This is a genomic window from Serratia sp. CY82433 (genome assembly GCF_052166535.1).
Taxonomy (GTDB): domain Bacteria; phylum Pseudomonadota; class Gammaproteobacteria; order Enterobacterales; family Enterobacteriaceae; genus Serratia; species Serratia sarumanii.
The window spans coordinates 232,014-246,705 of the sequence record NZ_JBJNOR010000004.1 but is presented as its reverse complement, the minus strand read 5'-3'; the positions used below and the strand labels follow the sequence as shown (position 1 = coordinate 246,705).

15 protein-coding genes are annotated in these 14,692 nt (G+C 62.5%); 3 read left to right on the top strand and 12 right to left on the bottom strand.

All coding sequences use genetic code 11. From position 1 onward, the window contains the following. Nucleotides 1–55 precede the first annotated feature (55 nt). The gene (locus ACJ8PI_RS19545; RefSeq protein WP_033649665.1) at nucleotides 56–385 is read left to right on the top strand and encodes a hypothetical protein; all 330 of its coding nucleotides are present in this window, start codon (nucleotides 56–58) and stop codon (nucleotides 383–385) included. On the opposite strand, the gene ACJ8PI_RS19540 is transcribed toward ACJ8PI_RS19545, so the two are convergent. From ACJ8PI_RS19540 to ACJ8PI_RS19485, 12 genes are all read right to left on the bottom strand, one after another. After that, nucleotides 366–1,322 carry an AEC family transporter gene (locus ACJ8PI_RS19540; RefSeq protein WP_060437046.1) on the bottom strand — a complete coding sequence of 319 codons (957 nt, stop codon included), beginning with the start codon at nucleotides 1,320–1,322 and terminating at the stop codon, nucleotides 366–368. The genes ACJ8PI_RS19545 and ACJ8PI_RS19540 overlap by 20 nt on opposite strands. 60 nt (nucleotides 1,323–1,382) lie before the next feature. Next, nucleotides 1,383–2,120 carry a glycerophosphodiester phosphodiesterase gene (ugpQ, locus tag ACJ8PI_RS19535; protein WP_033649663.1) on the bottom strand — a complete coding sequence of 246 codons (738 nt, stop codon included), beginning with the start codon at nucleotides 2,118–2,120 and terminating at the stop codon, nucleotides 1,383–1,385. Next, a complete protein-coding gene (locus ACJ8PI_RS19530) occupies nucleotides 2,120–3,190 on the bottom strand; it encodes a sn-glycerol-3-phosphate import ATP-binding protein UgpC (RefSeq protein ID WP_033649662.1) in 1,071 nt (356 codons plus the stop codon). The genes ugpQ and ACJ8PI_RS19530 overlap by 1 nt, the downstream gene beginning before the upstream one ends. Before the next feature lie 5 nt (nucleotides 3,191–3,195). After that, nucleotides 3,196–4,041, bottom strand: coding sequence for a sn-glycerol-3-phosphate ABC transporter permease UgpE (gene ugpE / locus ACJ8PI_RS19525; protein ID WP_019455301.1), 846 nt, complete (start codon nucleotides 4,039–4,041; stop codon nucleotides 3,196–3,198). After that, entirely contained in the window at nucleotides 4,038–4,925 is an 888-nt protein-coding gene (gene ugpA, locus ACJ8PI_RS19520) for a sn-glycerol-3-phosphate ABC transporter permease UgpA (RefSeq protein ID WP_015376293.1), read from the bottom strand. Before ugpA ends, ugpE begins: the two co-directional genes overlap by 4 nt. A gap of 78 nt (nucleotides 4,926–5,003) precedes the next feature. Further along, nucleotides 5,004–6,323: a sn-glycerol-3-phosphate ABC transporter substrate-binding protein UgpB gene (gene ugpB, locus ACJ8PI_RS19515; RefSeq protein ID WP_033636688.1), complete on the bottom strand. Its 1,320-nt coding sequence runs from the start codon at nucleotides 6,321–6,323 to the stop codon at nucleotides 5,004–5,006. A gap of 188 nt (nucleotides 6,324–6,511) precedes the next feature. Further along, entirely contained in the window at nucleotides 6,512–7,699 is a 1,188-nt protein-coding gene (locus ACJ8PI_RS19510) for an aminotransferase-like domain-containing protein (RefSeq protein ID WP_004934394.1), read from the bottom strand. A gap of 44 nt (nucleotides 7,700–7,743) precedes the next feature. Continuing rightward, nucleotides 7,744–8,445 carry a high-affinity branched-chain amino acid ABC transporter ATP-binding protein LivF gene (livF, locus tag ACJ8PI_RS19505; RefSeq protein ID WP_033636687.1) on the bottom strand — a complete coding sequence of 234 codons (702 nt, stop codon included), beginning with the start codon at nucleotides 8,443–8,445 and terminating at the stop codon, nucleotides 7,744–7,746. 1 nt (nucleotide 8,446) lies between these two features. Further along, complete coding sequence (gene livG, locus ACJ8PI_RS19500; protein ID WP_043148327.1) at nucleotides 8,447–9,217, bottom strand: high-affinity branched-chain amino acid ABC transporter ATP-binding protein LivG; 771 nt, start codon at nucleotides 9,215–9,217, stop codon at nucleotides 8,447–8,449. Further along, entirely contained in the window at nucleotides 9,214–10,497 is a 1,284-nt protein-coding gene (locus ACJ8PI_RS19495) for a high-affinity branched-chain amino acid ABC transporter permease LivM (RefSeq protein ID WP_033649658.1), read from the bottom strand. The genes livG and ACJ8PI_RS19495 overlap by 4 nt, the downstream gene beginning before the upstream one ends. Further along, the gene (gene livH / locus ACJ8PI_RS19490) at nucleotides 10,494–11,420 is read right to left on the bottom strand and encodes a high-affinity branched-chain amino acid ABC transporter permease LivH (protein WP_164134577.1); all 927 of its coding nucleotides are present in this window, start codon (nucleotides 11,418–11,420) and stop codon (nucleotides 10,494–10,496) included. The genes ACJ8PI_RS19495 and livH overlap by 4 nt, the downstream gene beginning before the upstream one ends. Nucleotides 11,421–11,537: 117 nt before the next feature. After that, entirely contained in the window at nucleotides 11,538–12,653 is a 1,116-nt protein-coding gene (locus tag ACJ8PI_RS19485; RefSeq protein ID WP_033636684.1) for a branched-chain amino acid ABC transporter substrate-binding protein, read from the bottom strand. A 405-nt stretch (nucleotides 12,654–13,058) separates the two neighbouring features. Here ACJ8PI_RS19485 and panM point away from each other — a divergent pair, with 405 nt between their 5' ends. Together panM and ACJ8PI_RS19475 are read left to right on the top strand one after the other, a co-directional pair. Next, nucleotides 13,059–13,451: an aspartate 1-decarboxylase autocleavage activator PanM gene (gene panM, locus ACJ8PI_RS19480; protein WP_033636683.1), complete on the top strand. Its 393-nt coding sequence runs from the start codon at nucleotides 13,059–13,061 to the stop codon at nucleotides 13,449–13,451. Beyond that, nucleotides 13,448–14,665, top strand: coding sequence for a DUF3142 domain-containing protein (locus ACJ8PI_RS19475; RefSeq protein WP_164134576.1), 1,218 nt, complete (start codon nucleotides 13,448–13,450; stop codon nucleotides 14,663–14,665). Before panM ends, ACJ8PI_RS19475 begins: the two co-directional genes overlap by 4 nt. The last annotated feature ends 27 nt before the right edge of the window (nucleotides 14,666–14,692 follow it).

The window sequence follows — 14,692 nt, the reverse complement described above, 5'->3', positions numbered from 1 at the left end:
TACCGGCAAAATTTCACCGTTGGGTTAGGCTTAATAAAAAGGCGAGGTAACCATCATGAAAACTTCTCACATCCTGTTTGTTCTGCTGTGGCTGCCCGGCCTGGCTGCGGCGGCCAACGGCGTAACCGACCTGCGCTCACAGCAGCAGTTGCTCAACCAAAACAGCCAACAGGCTCAGCAACAGCGCCTGTTGAACAATCGGCAGATGGATCAACGCCGCCTGCAGCAGCAACGGCAGTTCGACAATCAACGGCAGCAGCTGTTGCAAACCACGCCGAACGGCGGGCAGCTGCTGCCCAACGGCAACCAGCCGCGCGATCCGTTCAATCGCACCGCGCCGGCGGTGCCGCAGGCGCCGATGCCGGCTACGCCCGCACGCCCATAACGGTGAGGATCAGCGGCGTAGTGATCGCCGCCAGCACGGTGGACATCACCAGGCTGGTGGCGGCCGGGCCGGTGAGCGTATTGAACTGGCGCGACATCAGGTAGACGTTCACCCCCACCGCCATCGAGCCCAGCAGCACCACAACCCGGGTCTCCATCGGCGGCAGATCCATCATCCAGGCCAGCAGCCAAATCACTAATGGCTGCACCAGCAATTTCAGCACGCAGATGGCGCTGCTCAGCCGCCAGCCTTCGCCGATGCGGTACTCCGCCAGCCCCATGCCCAGCACCACCAGCGACAGCGGCGCCGCCACCTGGCCGAGCATGCTGATCGGCCGATCGACGAAGGCCGGCAGCGGCAGGCCGGTCAGGCTGAACAGGGTGCCGGACAGAATGCCGACGATCAGCGGATTGGTCAGCACGCTGCGCGCAGTTTTAACGAAACCGCTCAGCGTCGGCGAACCGTTGCGCGCCCATTCGATCGACACCGTCACCAGCGTCCACAGGATCAGGCCGTTGAACACCAGCACCAGCGCCACCGACGGGATCGCCGCCTCCCCCAGCATCACGCTGGCGATCGGCAAGCCGAGCATCACGTTATTGGAGAAAATGCCGCCCAGCGCAAACACCGATCCGGCGACGCCATCCAGCCGAAAGAGGTGCCGGGCGACGAGACGGCCGAGCACGAACACGATCAGGCAACTGCCGAAAAACGCGATCAGCAGCCGGGCGTCGACCGCCGGGCGCTGCGAGAAGTCGCACATCATGCGAAACAGCATGGCGGGCAAGGTGAGGGAAAACACGAAGCGCGTCAGGCCATCGGTGATGCCGGCAGGCCATTTCCCCCAGCGAATCAGCCCATAACCCAACGCGATCAGCACAAACAGCGGTAAAGACAGCACGATCTGGTGCCACAGTGACATCATAAAGCCAGGCATCGCATTCCTTCCGGTGGTGCGGCGGCAAGGCTTGTCGTCGCGGGATTCATCGGCGCCGGATTAAAAATCCGGGCCGATCAAATCTATCCGGTCGGTGCAAATGCAGTCAACGCCCCAGTCGAGCAGCAGGCGCGCGCGATCCGGTTGGTTGACGGTATACACCAGAATGCGCAGCCCGGCGTCTTTCAACGCTTTTACCCGCTCGGCGGTCAGCGCTTTATGATCGATATGCAGCGAGACGCAATCCAGACGTTCGGTCAGCTCGCGCCAGTTGTCGTCCCAGTCCTCCAGCAGCAGGCCGCGCGGCAAATCCGGCACGGTGCGCTGCGCCGCCGCCAGCGCGTCCACCGAGAAGGAAGAAAGCAGCGGATCGGTCTGCCCTTGCCACAGCAGCCGCGCCGCCAGCGCCACCACCCGGCCGGTTTCATCGTCGCTGCCGGTGGTCGGTTTGATCTCGATATTGGCCATCAGGCCGTGTTCCTGGCAGCGTTCCGCCACCTCCGACAGCAGCGGCAGCCGCTCGCCCTTGAAGGCCGAGCTGTACCAGTTGCCGGCGTCCAGCTGCACCAGTTTGTCCCACGGCAGCTCGCCCGCCACGCCCCAGCCGTTGCTGGTGCGATCCAGTGTGTCGTCGTGCAGCAGGAAAATTTGCCCGTCCTGCGCCAGCTTGGCGTCGAACTCGATCATCTTGTGGCCGTGGCGCGCGCCGACGTCGATCGCCGCCAGGGTGTTTTCCGGCGCCAGAGAACCGCCGCCGCGGTGGGCGACGATATGAGGGTAAGGCCAGTGTCTGGTCATCAATCCATCCGTAATCCGCTGTCGGTGTCAAAGAAGTGCAGCGCCTGAGCAGGCAGCTGCAAATATAGCGTACTGCCCGCCGCCGGCAAGGTTTCATGCGATAGCCGCACGATCACCCCGTGGCCGCCCCACTGGCCGTGAGCCAGATTATCGGCCCCCAGCAGCTCCAGCGTCTGCAGCTGCAGCGGCACACCCTGGCCTTGCGCCACCAACTGAATATGCTCCGGCCGAATGCCCAACGTCAACGGCCGCCCCGCCCACTGCGGTTTGGCCACCGGCAACGGCAGCGCCATGCCGTCCGCCAGCAGCAGCTGGCCGCCGTCGGCGCTCAGGGTGCCTGGCAGCAGGTTCATCGCCGGCGATCCGATAAAGCCGGCGACGAACAGCGAAGCCGGCCGTTGGTACACTTCGCTCGGGGTGCCGATCTGCTCCGCCACGCCCTTGTTCATCACGATGACCCGCTGCGCCAGCGTCATCGCCTCCACCTGATCGTGGGTCACGTACAGGCTGGTGGTTTTCAGACGGCGGTGCAGCTGTTGCAGCTCCAGGCGCATCTGCACCCGCAGCTTGGCATCCAGGTTGGACAGCGGCTCATCGAACAGGAATACCGCCGGTTCGCGCACGATGGCGCGCCCCATCGCCACGCGCTGGCGCTGGCCGCCGGAAAGCTCGCGCGGTTTGCGTTTGAGCAGCGGCTCCAGCTCCAGGATGCGTGCCGCTTCTTCCACCCGCTGGCGGATATGATCCTTGCCGAAACCGCGGATCTTGAGGCCGTAGGCCATGTTGTCGTACACGCTCATGTGCGGATAGAGCGCGTAGTTCTGGAACACCATCGCGATGCCACGATCCTTGGGCTCCAGATCGGTCACGCGTCGGGTATCGATATAGATATCGCCGCTGGTGGTGCGTTCCAGCCCGGCCACCATCCGCAGCAGCGTGGATTTGCCGCAGCCGGACGGGCCGACCATCACGATGAATTCGCCGTCCGCCACGTCGAGGTCGATCTGTTTGATCACCGGCGTTTTACCGTCGTAAGACTTGGTGACCGCCTGTAGTTTTAATCCTGCCATCGTTGTTATTTCTCGCTATCAACCAGACCGCGCACAAACCAGCGCTGCATCAGAAGCACCACCGCCAGCGGTGGCAATAAAGTCAGAATCATCGCCGCCATCACCTGGTTCCACTGGGTCGGCGCGCCGGAGGTGGAGATCATGCTCTTGATGCCCGCCACCGCGGTGCCCATCGAGGCGTCGCTGGTGATCAGGATCGGCCACAGGTATTGGTTCCAGCCGTAGATAAAGGTGATGACGAACAGCGCCGCCAGATTGGTTTTCGACAGCGGCAGCACGATGTCCCAGAAGAAACGCATCGGCCCGGCGCCGTCGATGCGCGCCGCCTCCAGCAGCTCATCCGGCAGCGTCATGAAGAACTGGCGCAGCAGGAAGGTCGCGGTGGCCGAGGCCATCAGCGGCAGCGTCAGGCCGGTGTAGCTGTCCAGCAGGTTGAGGTTGGAGATCACCTCCACCGTCGGGAAGATACGCACCTCCACCGGCAGCATCAGGGTGAGGAAAATCAGCCAGAAGAACAGGCTGCGCAGCGGAAAGCGGAAGTACACGATGGCGTAAGCCGACAGCACCGACACCGCGATCTTGCCGAAGGTGATCGCCAGCGCCATGATCACGCTGTTCAGCAGCAGCAGCGAGAACGGCACCTTGAGGTTGCCCACGCCGCCCTGCCAGATATTGCGGATGTTCTCCCACAGGTGGCCGCCGGGCACCAGCGTCATCGGCACCTGAAACACCTGCTTGTCGTCCAGCGTGGCGGCGACAAAGGCCACGTACAGCGGGAACAGCACCACCAGCACGCCGATAATCAGCATCACATGGCTGAAGATATCCAGCCCGCGTCGATTCTCAATCATTGATAGCGCACCTTACGTTCAACGAAGCGGAACTGGATCACCGTCAGGCCGATCACCAGCAGCATCAGGATCACCGACTGCGCGGCGGAGCTGGAGAGATCCAATCCGGCGAAGCCTTCGCGGTAGATCTTGTAGATCAACGTGGTGGTGGACTGCACCGGCCCGCCGCCGGTGGCGGCGTCGATCACCGGGAAGGTATCGAAGAAGGCGTACACCAGATTGACCACCAGCAGGAAGAAGCTCACCGGCGCGATCAGCGGCAGCACCAGATGGAAGAAACGCCGCACCGGGCCGGCGCCGTCGATGGCCGCCGCCTCCACCAGCGAGCGCGGGATCGACTGCAGCGCCGCGAGGAAAAACAGGAAGTTATAGCTTATCTGCTGCCATACCGAGGCCAGCACCACCAGGAACATCGCCTGGCCGCTGTTTTGCGCATGGTTCCAGTTATAGCCCAGCCCGTTGAGGAAATGGGTGATCAACCCCAGGCCGGGGTTGAACAGAAAGATCCACAATACCGCCGCCACCGCCGGCGCCACCGCATAGGGCAGGATCATCAGCGTGCGATAGAGGCGGCTGCCGCGCAGCACGTAGTCCACCAGCGCGGCGAAGAACAGCGAAACCGCCAGCCCGATGCCCGCCACCAGGAAGCTGAAGATCAGCGTGGTGTAGAACGAGTCGAGGTAGTAAGGATCCTGAAACAGCTGCTTAAAGTTATCCAGCCCGACAAACTGGCTGGACAGGCCGAACGGATCGAGGCTCTGCACCGAATACCACAGCGCCTCGCCGGCGGGCCATAAAAAGAAGACGGCGGTAATCAGCAACTGCGGCAGCACCAACGCATAGGGCAACCAGCTGCAGCCGAAACCGGGACGGGAAGATGACATAGCAGTTAAACCATTAATCGGGTACGGAAGGATCGGCGTGAAGACGCGAGCCCGGTCTGCCGGGCCCGCGACGCAGGGTTACTTGGTTGATGCTTCGAAACGGCGCAGCAATACATCACCGCGCTGCACGGCGGCGTCCAACGCCTGCTGAGGCGTTTTCTTGCCGGTCCATACGCCTTCCAGCTCCTCATCCACCACGCTGCGGATCTGCGGCATGTTGCCGAGGCGCAGGCCCTTGGTGAACGGCAACGGCGGCTTGTTCAGCATCTGGCGAGTGGCGACGTCGGCCCCCGGGTTCTTGTCGTAGAAGCCCTGCTGCTTGGTCAGATCGTAAGCCGCGGTGGTGATCGGCAGATAGCCGGTCTTCTGGTGCCATTCGGCGGCGATTTCCGGCTGCGCCAGGTACTGCAGGAACTCGGCCACGCCCTTGTAGGTAGCGGCGTCTTTACCGTTCATCACCCACAGGCTGGCCCCGCCGATGATGGCGTTCTGCGGCGCGTTTTTCGCGTCGGCGTCGTACGGCATCATGCCGACGCCGTAGTTGAATTTGGCGTAGTGCTTGATGTCCGCCAGCGAACCGGATGACGCGGTGGTGATGGCGCAGTCGCCGTTATAAAACTTCTCGGTGGATTCGTCTTTGCGGCCGAAGTAGGTGAAATCACCCTTCTTGTTCATCGCTTCGAGCAGCGCGATATGCTTGACCTGCAGCGGCTTGTTGAACTCCAGCTTGGCGTTGGTGCCGCCGAAACCGTTGTTTTCGCTGGCGAACGGCACGCCGTGCCAGGCGCTGAAGTTCTCCAACTGGATCCAGCCCTGCCAGCCGCTGGCGTAGCCGCACTTCATGCCGGCCTCACGCAGTTTGGCGGTATCCGCCGCCAGCTCCTGCCAGGTTTTCGGCGGCTGATCCGGGTTCAGGCCGGCCTTCTTGAAGGCGTCTTTATTGTAGTACAGCACCGGCGTGGAGCTGTTGAACGGCTGCGACAGCAGATGGCCGCTCTTGTTGTCGGTGTAATAGCCGGCTACCGTCGGCACGAACACCGACTCGTCGAAGTTGATGCCGGCCTCTTTAAACACTTCGTAGACCGGTTTGATGGCCTTGCTGGCCATCATGGTGGCGGTGCCCACCTCGTAAACCTGCAGGATCGCCGGCGCCTTGCCGGAGCGGTAAGCGGCGATGCCCGCCGCCAGGCTCTGTTCGTAGTTGCCTTTGTAAACCGGCACAATCTTGACGTCGCTGTGCGACTGGTTGAAGCGATCCGCCAGGGAGTCCACTTCCTTACCCAGTTCGCCTTCCATCGAATGCCAGAACGGGATCTCGGTCGCCGCCAGCGCCTGAGTGCTGACCGCCAGGGTCAATGCGACGCACAGCGTGGTTTTGCGAATAGCGTAGGTGAGCATGCCTAACTCCTGAAAAAAGCTGGTGTAAAAGCGCGTGAGCGAAAAGAATCAGTTTTTTGTTCGGAAGCTAACATGCCATGCGCGGATGACAGAAAAATAACTAAAAAGTGACAGCCATGTGACAGGAGAGTGAAGTGAAGATGGCAGTTTGATGTCGGCGGCGGGCATGCGCTCCGCCGCCGCGAGGATTACAGCGAACGGCGCAGGCGCGCCACCGCTTCCTGCATTTGTTGCTCGGTGGCGGTGGCGAACGACAGGCGGAAGGTCGAACGATCCGGGTTGTCGGAGAAGAAGTATTCCCCCGGCACGAACACCACGCCCTGCTGCAGCGTGGTATTCAGCCATTCGGTGGCGTTGAACGGCTGGCGGAAACGCGCCCACAGGAACATGCCGCCCTTCGGCTTATCGAAGGTGATGTAGTCGCCCAGCTCCTGCTCCACCAAACCGGCCAGGATCTCGCCCTTTTGCTTGTAGGCGGCGCGGATCTTGTCGATCTGCGCCGGCAGGCGATCCAGGCCGAGGTAGCATTCGACGATGCTCTGCGACAGCGCGCTGGCGTGCAGATCCGCCGCCTGCTTGATGATCGCCACTTTATGCAGCAGGAACGGCGGCAGGATCGCCCAGCCCAACCGCAGGCCCGGCGCCAGGATCTTGGAGAAGGTCGAGGTATAAATGATGTGGTCGGTGTTGCCCAGCACCCGCTGCGACACCTGATGCAGCGTCGGGTGGCGCTCTTCGGTGAAACGCAGCTCGCCGTACGGATCGTCTTCGATGATCAGGAAGTTATGTTCGGCGGCCAGCTTCACCAGCAGTTCGCGGCGCGCGGCGCTCAGGGTGATGCCGCTGGGGTTGCCGAAGTTCGGCACCACGTACACGCCCTTGATGCGCTGGGTTTTCAGCAGCTCGGCCAGCTCTTCCACCACCATGCCGTCGCTGTCTGACGAGACCGACATGATGTTAGCTTCCGCCAGCTCCAGCGTTTGCAGCGCCGCCAGGTAGGTCGGGCGCTCCACCACGAACACGTCGCCGGGGTTGACGATGGCGCGCATCACCAAATCCAATGCCTGCTGCGAGCCGGCGGTAACCATCACCTCTTCCGCGCGCGCGGTGACGCCGCGCTCGGCGCACAGCGCGCAAATGCGCTCACGCAGCAGCGGGCTGCCCTCGGTCAGGCCATACTGGAACGCGCTTTTCGGCTGTTCGGTGATCGCCTGCTGGGTGGCGATGCTCAATCCTTCGAAATCGAACAGCGCATCAGAGGGGATGCCGCCCGCCAGCGAAATGACGTGTTCCATCTTGCTGTGTTTAAGCAATTCACGGATGGCCGAACTTTTTACGTTAACGATGCGCTGCGCGAGTAACCCTTCTGTCTTCATTTCTTCTTCTCGTACCTGATTATTTTAATTCGTAGGGGGGCGGATTAACCGCCCAGATACGCCGACCTCACTGCTTCGTTGGCTAACAATGCAGCCCCCGTATCTTCCAACACCACGCGGCCGTTTTCCAGCACATAACCGCGGTCCGCCAATTTCAGCGCCTGATTGGCGTTTTGCTCCACCAGGAAGATGGTCATGCCCTCTTCCCGCAGCTGCTGAATGATGTCGAAGATCTGCTGGATGATGATCGGCGCCAGCCCGAGCGAGGGCTCGTCGAGCAGCAGCAGCTTCGGCTGGCTCATCAGCGCGCGGCCGATGGCCAACATCTGCTGTTCGCCGCCGGACATGGTGCCGGCGCGCTGGTTTCGGCGCTCCAGCAGGCGCGGGAACAGAGTGAACACCCGTTCGATGCGCTGTTGATACTGCCGGCGATCGGCGAAGAAACCGCCCATCGCCAGGTTTTCTTCCACCGTCATGCGCGAGAAGACGCGCCGCCCTTCCGGCACGATCGCCACCGCTTCGCGCATGATGCGCGAGGTTTGCCACTGGGTGATGTCCTGATCCTGAAAGACGATGCTGCCTTCGCTGGCGCGCGGCTCACCGCACAGGGTGCCGAGCAGCGTGGTTTTACCGGCGCCGTTGGCGCCGATTAACGTCACGATTTCACCCTGGCTTATCGTGAGGCTGACCTGATGCAGCGCCTGAATTTTGCCGTAATGGGCGGATACCTGATTGAATGACAACATATTATTCTTCGCCCAAATAAGCCCGGATCACGTCCGGGTTGCTGCGGATCTCCGCCGGTGTGCCCTGCGCCAGCGGCGTGCCCTGATTCACCACGTAAATGCGGTCGGAGATGCCCATCACCAGCTTCATGTCGTGCTCGATCAGCAGCACCGATACCTTATGCCGATCGCGCAGCTCGACGATCAGGTGATCCAGTTCGTCGGTCTCTTTCGGGTTGAGGCCGGCGGCCGGTTCGTCCAGCATCAGCAGCTCCGGCCGGGTCACCATGCAGCGGGCGATCTCCAGCCGCCGCTGCTGCCCATAGGCCAGGTTGCCCGCCGAACGGTTGGCCATCTCCAGCAGGCCGACGCGCTCCAGCCACTCCGCCGCGTGCGTCAGCGCCTCGGCTTCGGCGCGGCGGAAGGCCGGGGTTTTCAACAGCCCGGCAAACACGCCGCTTTTCAGGTGCTGATGCTGCGCCACCAGCAGGTTCTCGATCACCGTCATTTCACGGAACAGCCGCACGTGCTGGAAGGTGCGCACCACGCCCATGCGGGCGATGGCCTGCCCCGCCAGCCCTTCCAGGTGGCGATCGCGCAATTTGATGGTGCCGCCGGTCGGGCGGTAAAAACCGGTCAGGCAGTTGAACACCGTGGTCTTACCGGCGCCGTTGGGGCCGATCAGCGACACGATTTCGCCTTCGTTCAGCGTCAACGCCACGTTGTTGACCGCCAGCAGCCCGCCGAAACGCATCGACAGGCCTTCCACCTGCAGTAAAGGTTGAACGCTCATGCCTGCTCCCCCTTGCCCGCCTGAATGTCCGCCGCCTGCAGCTTCAGCTGCGGCCGTTTCATCGGCAGCAGCCCCTGCGGCCGCCAAATCATCATCAACACCATCAGCGCACCCAGCAGCAACATGCTGTATTCATTCAGATCGCGCATCAGTTCGCGCGACACCACCAGCAGGATCGCCGCCAGAATGACCGCGAACTGCGAGCCCATGCCCCCCAGTACGACGATCGCCAACACGAAGGCCGATTCGACGAAGGTGAAAGATTCCGGGCTGACGAAGCCCTGGCGCGCGGCGAACAGCGTGCCGGCAAACCCGGCGAAAGCGGCGCTGATGGTAAAGGCGGTCAGCTTGATGCGCGTCGGGCTGAGGCCCAGCGAGCGGCAGGCGATCTCGTCTTCGCGCAGCGCTTCCCAGGCGCGCCCCAGCGGCATGCGCAGCAGGCGGTTGATGACGAACAGCGTCAGCACCACCAGCAGCAGCGCCACCAGATACAGGAATATGATGCGATCGCTCGGATCGTATTTCAGGCCGAAGAAGTTATGGAAGGTATCCCAACCGCCGTCGCGCACGCTGCGGTTGAACTCCAGGCCGAAAAAGGTCGGTTTCGGGATCTGGCTGATGCCGTTCGGCCCGCCGGTGATCTCGGTATTGTTCAGCAGCAGGATGCGCACGATCTCACCGAAGCCGAGCGTCACGATCGCCAGATAGTCGCCGCGCAGCCGCAGCACCGGGAAACCGAGCAGGAAGCCGAAGGCGGCGGTGACGATGCCCGCCAGCGGCAGGCTCTCCCAGAAGCCGAGGCCGTAATAGTGATTCAGCAGCGCGTAGGTGTAGGCACCGATGGCGTAGAAACCGCCGTAGCCGAGCACCAGCAAGCCGGACAAGCCCACCACCACATTGAGGCCGAGGCCCAGCATCACGTAGATCAGCGTCAGGGTGGCGATATCCACCGTGCCGCGCGATACCAGGAACGGCCAGGCGACCGCCGCGACGATGAGCAGAGCCGCCAGCAGCTTTTGCCGCGGCGTGGTGCCGTCGAAGCTCGGCAGCACGAACGCCGGGCCGGAGACTTTTTTCAATCCCTGCTGCAGCAGCGGGCGCAACAGCTGGAAGAAAAAGACGATGACGCAGCCGATGCCGATCCACATCCAGCGCACTTCCGCCGCGCCGTGCACCACCAGCTTGGTGCCGTCCAGGCTAAGCTGCATGCCCATCAGGAACGACGCCATCACGAACAGCACCGCCGTGGCGATCAGCGCATTGAGCAGATTGAGTTTCATACTTTCTCAACCTCCGGACGCCCGAGGATGCCGGTCGGCATGATCAGCAGCACCACGATCAGCAACGCGAACGACACCACGTCTTTGTATTCGGTGCTCAGGTAGGCGGAGGTCAGCGCTTCCGCCACGCCCAGCACCAGGCCGCCGATCATCGCGCCGGGAATGCTGCCGATGCCGCCCAGAACCGCGGCGGTGAAGGCTTTCATGCCGGCCATAAAGCCGATGTAGGGGTTGATGACGCCGTAGAACTGGCCGAGCAACACCCCGGCCACCGCCGCCATCACCGCCCCGATGATGAAGGTCAGCGAGATCACCCGGTCAGTGTTGATGCCCAGCAGGCTGGCCATCTTCAGGTCTTCCGCACAGGCGCGGCAGGCGCGGCCCATGCGCGAATAGCGGATAAACAGCGTCAGCGCCAGCATCGCCAGGAAGGTCACGAGCCAGATGGTCAGCTGCATGGTGCTGATGGTGGCGGCGAAGCCATTGCTTTCCCCCAGCACCCACTGGCCGGTCACCAGGCTGGGCAGCGCCAGATCGCGTGAGCCCTGCGTCAGGCTGACGTAGTTTTGCAGGAATATCGACATGCCGATGGCCGAGATCAGCGCAATCAGGCGCTTGGAGTTGCGCACCGGCTTGTAGGCCACCCGCTCGATGCTCCAGCCGTAGGCGCTGGCGATGACGATCGAGACCAGAAACGCGGCGCCGATCAGCAACCAGCCGACGTCGATGCCGAGCATCATCAGGGCGGCGATAACGATAAAGGAGACATAGCTGCCGATCATGTACACCTCGCCGTGGGCGAAGTTGATCATGCCGATGATGCCGTAAACCATGGTGTAACCGATGGCGATCAATGCATAGGTGCTGCCCAACGTTAAGCCGTTGAACATCTGCTGCAGAAAATAGAGGAGCTGCTCTGACATACTCTGAACCCTTGGCTGCGAAACCCGCCGGCGGAGAACCGGCGGGTAAAGGGAGACGGGGCCGGCAAGCCGACCCGCCGGGCGCAGCGAGCCGCGCCCCACCCTAATCATTATGGCTTATTTGATCGGTGTGGACGTGCCGTTGGCATGCCACTCGAACACGCCGAACTCGAAGCCTTTCAGATCGCCCTTGTCATCCCAGCTCAGCGGCCCCATCACGGTCTCCACCGGCTTGCCGGTTTTCAGATCCTTGACGATGTCCGCCGGCTCCTGGCTGCCGCTGCGCTCCATGCCGGTGGTCAGCGACTGCAGCGCGGCATAGGTGGTCCAGACGAACGGGCCGGTCGGATCCAGCTTCTTGGCTTTCAATGCATCGACGATCGGCTGGTTGGCAGGCACCTGATCGTAGCGCTTCGGCAGCGTCACCAGCATGCCTTCCGAAGCGGCCCCGGCGATGTTGGACAGCGAGGAGTTGCCCACGCCTTCCGGCCCCATGAAGCGGGTGGTCAACCCGGCCTGCTTGGCCTGGCGCAGGATCTGGCCCATTTCCGGGTAGTAACCGCCGAAATACACGAAGTCGATATTCTCTTTCTTCAGGCGCGCCACCAGGGTGGAGAAGTCTTTGTCGCCGGCGGTGATGCCTTCGAACATCGCCACTTCGGTGCCCTGTTTTTTCAGGCTGTCGCGCACCGAGCGCGCCAGGCCTTCGCCATATTGCTGCTTGTCGTGCACCACGGCGATGCGCTTCGGCTTGATGTCGCTGAGGATGTATTTGGCGGCGGTCGGGCCCTGATCCGAGTCCAGGCCGGTGGTGCGCATGATCATCTTGTAGCCGCGGGTGGTCAGATCGGCGTTGGTGGCCGCCGGGGTAATCATGATCACGCCTTCGTCTTCATAAATATCGGACGCCGGCTGGGTGGAAGAGGAGCACAGGTGGCCGATCACGTAGCGAATGCCGTCGTTGATCACCTTGTTGGCGACCGCAACCGCCTGTTTCGGGTCGCAGGCGTCGTCGTATTCCACGCCGACCAGCTTGTCGCCCTTGATGCCGCCCTTGGCGTTGATGTCGGCAATCGCCTGGCGCGCGCCGGTAAACTCCATGTCGCCATACTGCGCGACCGGGCCGGACATCGCCCCGACGATCGCCACCTTGATGTCTTTCGCCATGGCCGCCTGGCTCATGGCCATCGCAATACAACCCGCCAGCAGTGCCTTACCTGTTGTTAATTTCATCCGCAAATCCCCATCTGTCGTTGTGAACGTACCTGTTGTGTTTGCCTGCACCGGATCGTTATTGACCGCTTTTGTTATAAGTAATAATGATTTAGGCGCTTTGTCGGCATTATTTTCTAATAAGACTTTATTTTTCATGCCATTAAACAGGAATTTTCTTCTGCAAATCAACTTCATCAGGCAGAAACAAGCGGTGTAAACAGGATAAAATTCGAATTAAATCTGCGCTCTTTACCTTGAGGCGTAGTGCGTTGTGCTGGTTAACAATCCGTTTACTAACTATTTACTCGGAAAATGCCCCGTGCAAAAAACATATTGCACAGTAATCGTACAGAAAAACTTACACAACGCTCTGCACAAGATCTATTACACTGTCGGCATCATTTAGCTGCGCGGAAATTCTGCATGAAACTGACCATCGAGCGCCTGACCGCGCTGTCCCCGCAAGACCTTATCGACCTCGGCAAAATTTGGCCGCACCAGCAGCCGGAACAGTGGCAGAGCTGGCTGAGCGACGGCAAGGCGCTGTTCGCCGCCCGCTTCAACGAGCGGCTGCTGGGGGCGGTGAAAATCGCGCTGCAGAACGACCGCGCCGAGCTGCAGGACCTGCTGGTACGCGAAGTGACGCGCCGCCGCGGCGTCGGTCTTTACCTGGTGCAGGATGCGCAGCGTCAGCTGCCGCAGATCGCCCACTGGCAGCTGTCGACCGCCGGCCTGGCGCCGCGCGAACGCGGGGAAGTCGATAACTTCATGCGCGCCTGCGGCTTCGCACCGCAGGGCGATCTCTGGCAAAAATGAAACGCCGGCTGGCGGCGCTGGTCTTGATTGCGCTGGGGCTGGCGGCCGCGCTCCTCGGGCGCCAGCAGGCGCTGCGCCTGGCCTCAGGCTGGGATCAGCAGGTTTATGTCTGGCAGCGGGTCTGGACGCCGCAGCACGCCGATGCGCTGGCGCGCAGCCGCGATCTGTTCGGTGGGCTGCGCGTGCTGGCGCTGCAGGTGCATCCGCGCGAAGGCTGGCGGGAGATCCCGGCCGATCTCAGCCTGCTGAAGCAGGACGGCCGCCCGCTCTGGCTGGTGGCGCGCCTCGACGGCCAGCTGCCGCAGCTGGACCAAGAGGCCATTATCCAGCGCCTGCTGGCGCTCACCCAACGCTGGCAGGCGGCCGGGCTGCCCGTCACCGGCGTCGAGATCGATCATGACGCCGCCACCGCCCGCCTGCCGGACTACCAACGCTTTCTGCAGCAACTGCGCCAACGGCTGCCCGCCGCTTTGCAGCTCGGCATCACCGCCCTGCCGGCCTGGATCGGCTCGCCCGACCTGCCCGGCGTATTGCAACAGGCCGACAGCTCCGTCCTGCAGGTACATGCGGTGCTCTCGCCGCAGCAGGGGCTGTTTGACGGCTCCTTGGCGCTGCGCTGGGTGCGGCAGTACGCCTCCGTCACACCGAAGCCGTTTCGCGTCGCGCTGCCGGCCTACGGCATGGCGCTGCTGGGGTTTGATGCGCAGGGCGCGCAGGTGGAGAGCGAGTCCTCGCTGCGCGTGGCGGGCAACGGCCGCGAGCTGACGGTCGCGCCGCAGCAGATCGCCGATTTTCTGCAGACGCTGGCGCAGCAAACGCCGCCCCGGCTGCGCGGCATTATCTGGTTCCGCTTGCCGCTGGCGGACGATCGGCGCGCCTGGTCGCTCGCCACGCTGCGAGCGGTGATCGAACGGCAGCCGCTGAACGTCGACTGGCAGGTAAAATTTAGGCCTCAGCCACAGCAAAACGGGCTGTATGATCTGATAATTCATAACAACGGGCCGGTGGACGCCCCGCTGCCGCAAGAGGTGGCCATCCGCGCCGACGACTGCCTGGCGGCGGACGCGGTCGGCAACTACCGGCTGGAATCCGCACCGCAGCGGCAACGCTTTATTCGCATCAGCGGCGATCAGCTGCGCGCCGGGCAATCCCGGCCGCTGGGCTGGCTGCGCTGCCAACAACTGACGCCAGGAGGCACCCTTGTCACACCTTGATACGCGCGCGGCACGGAACACCCGCCG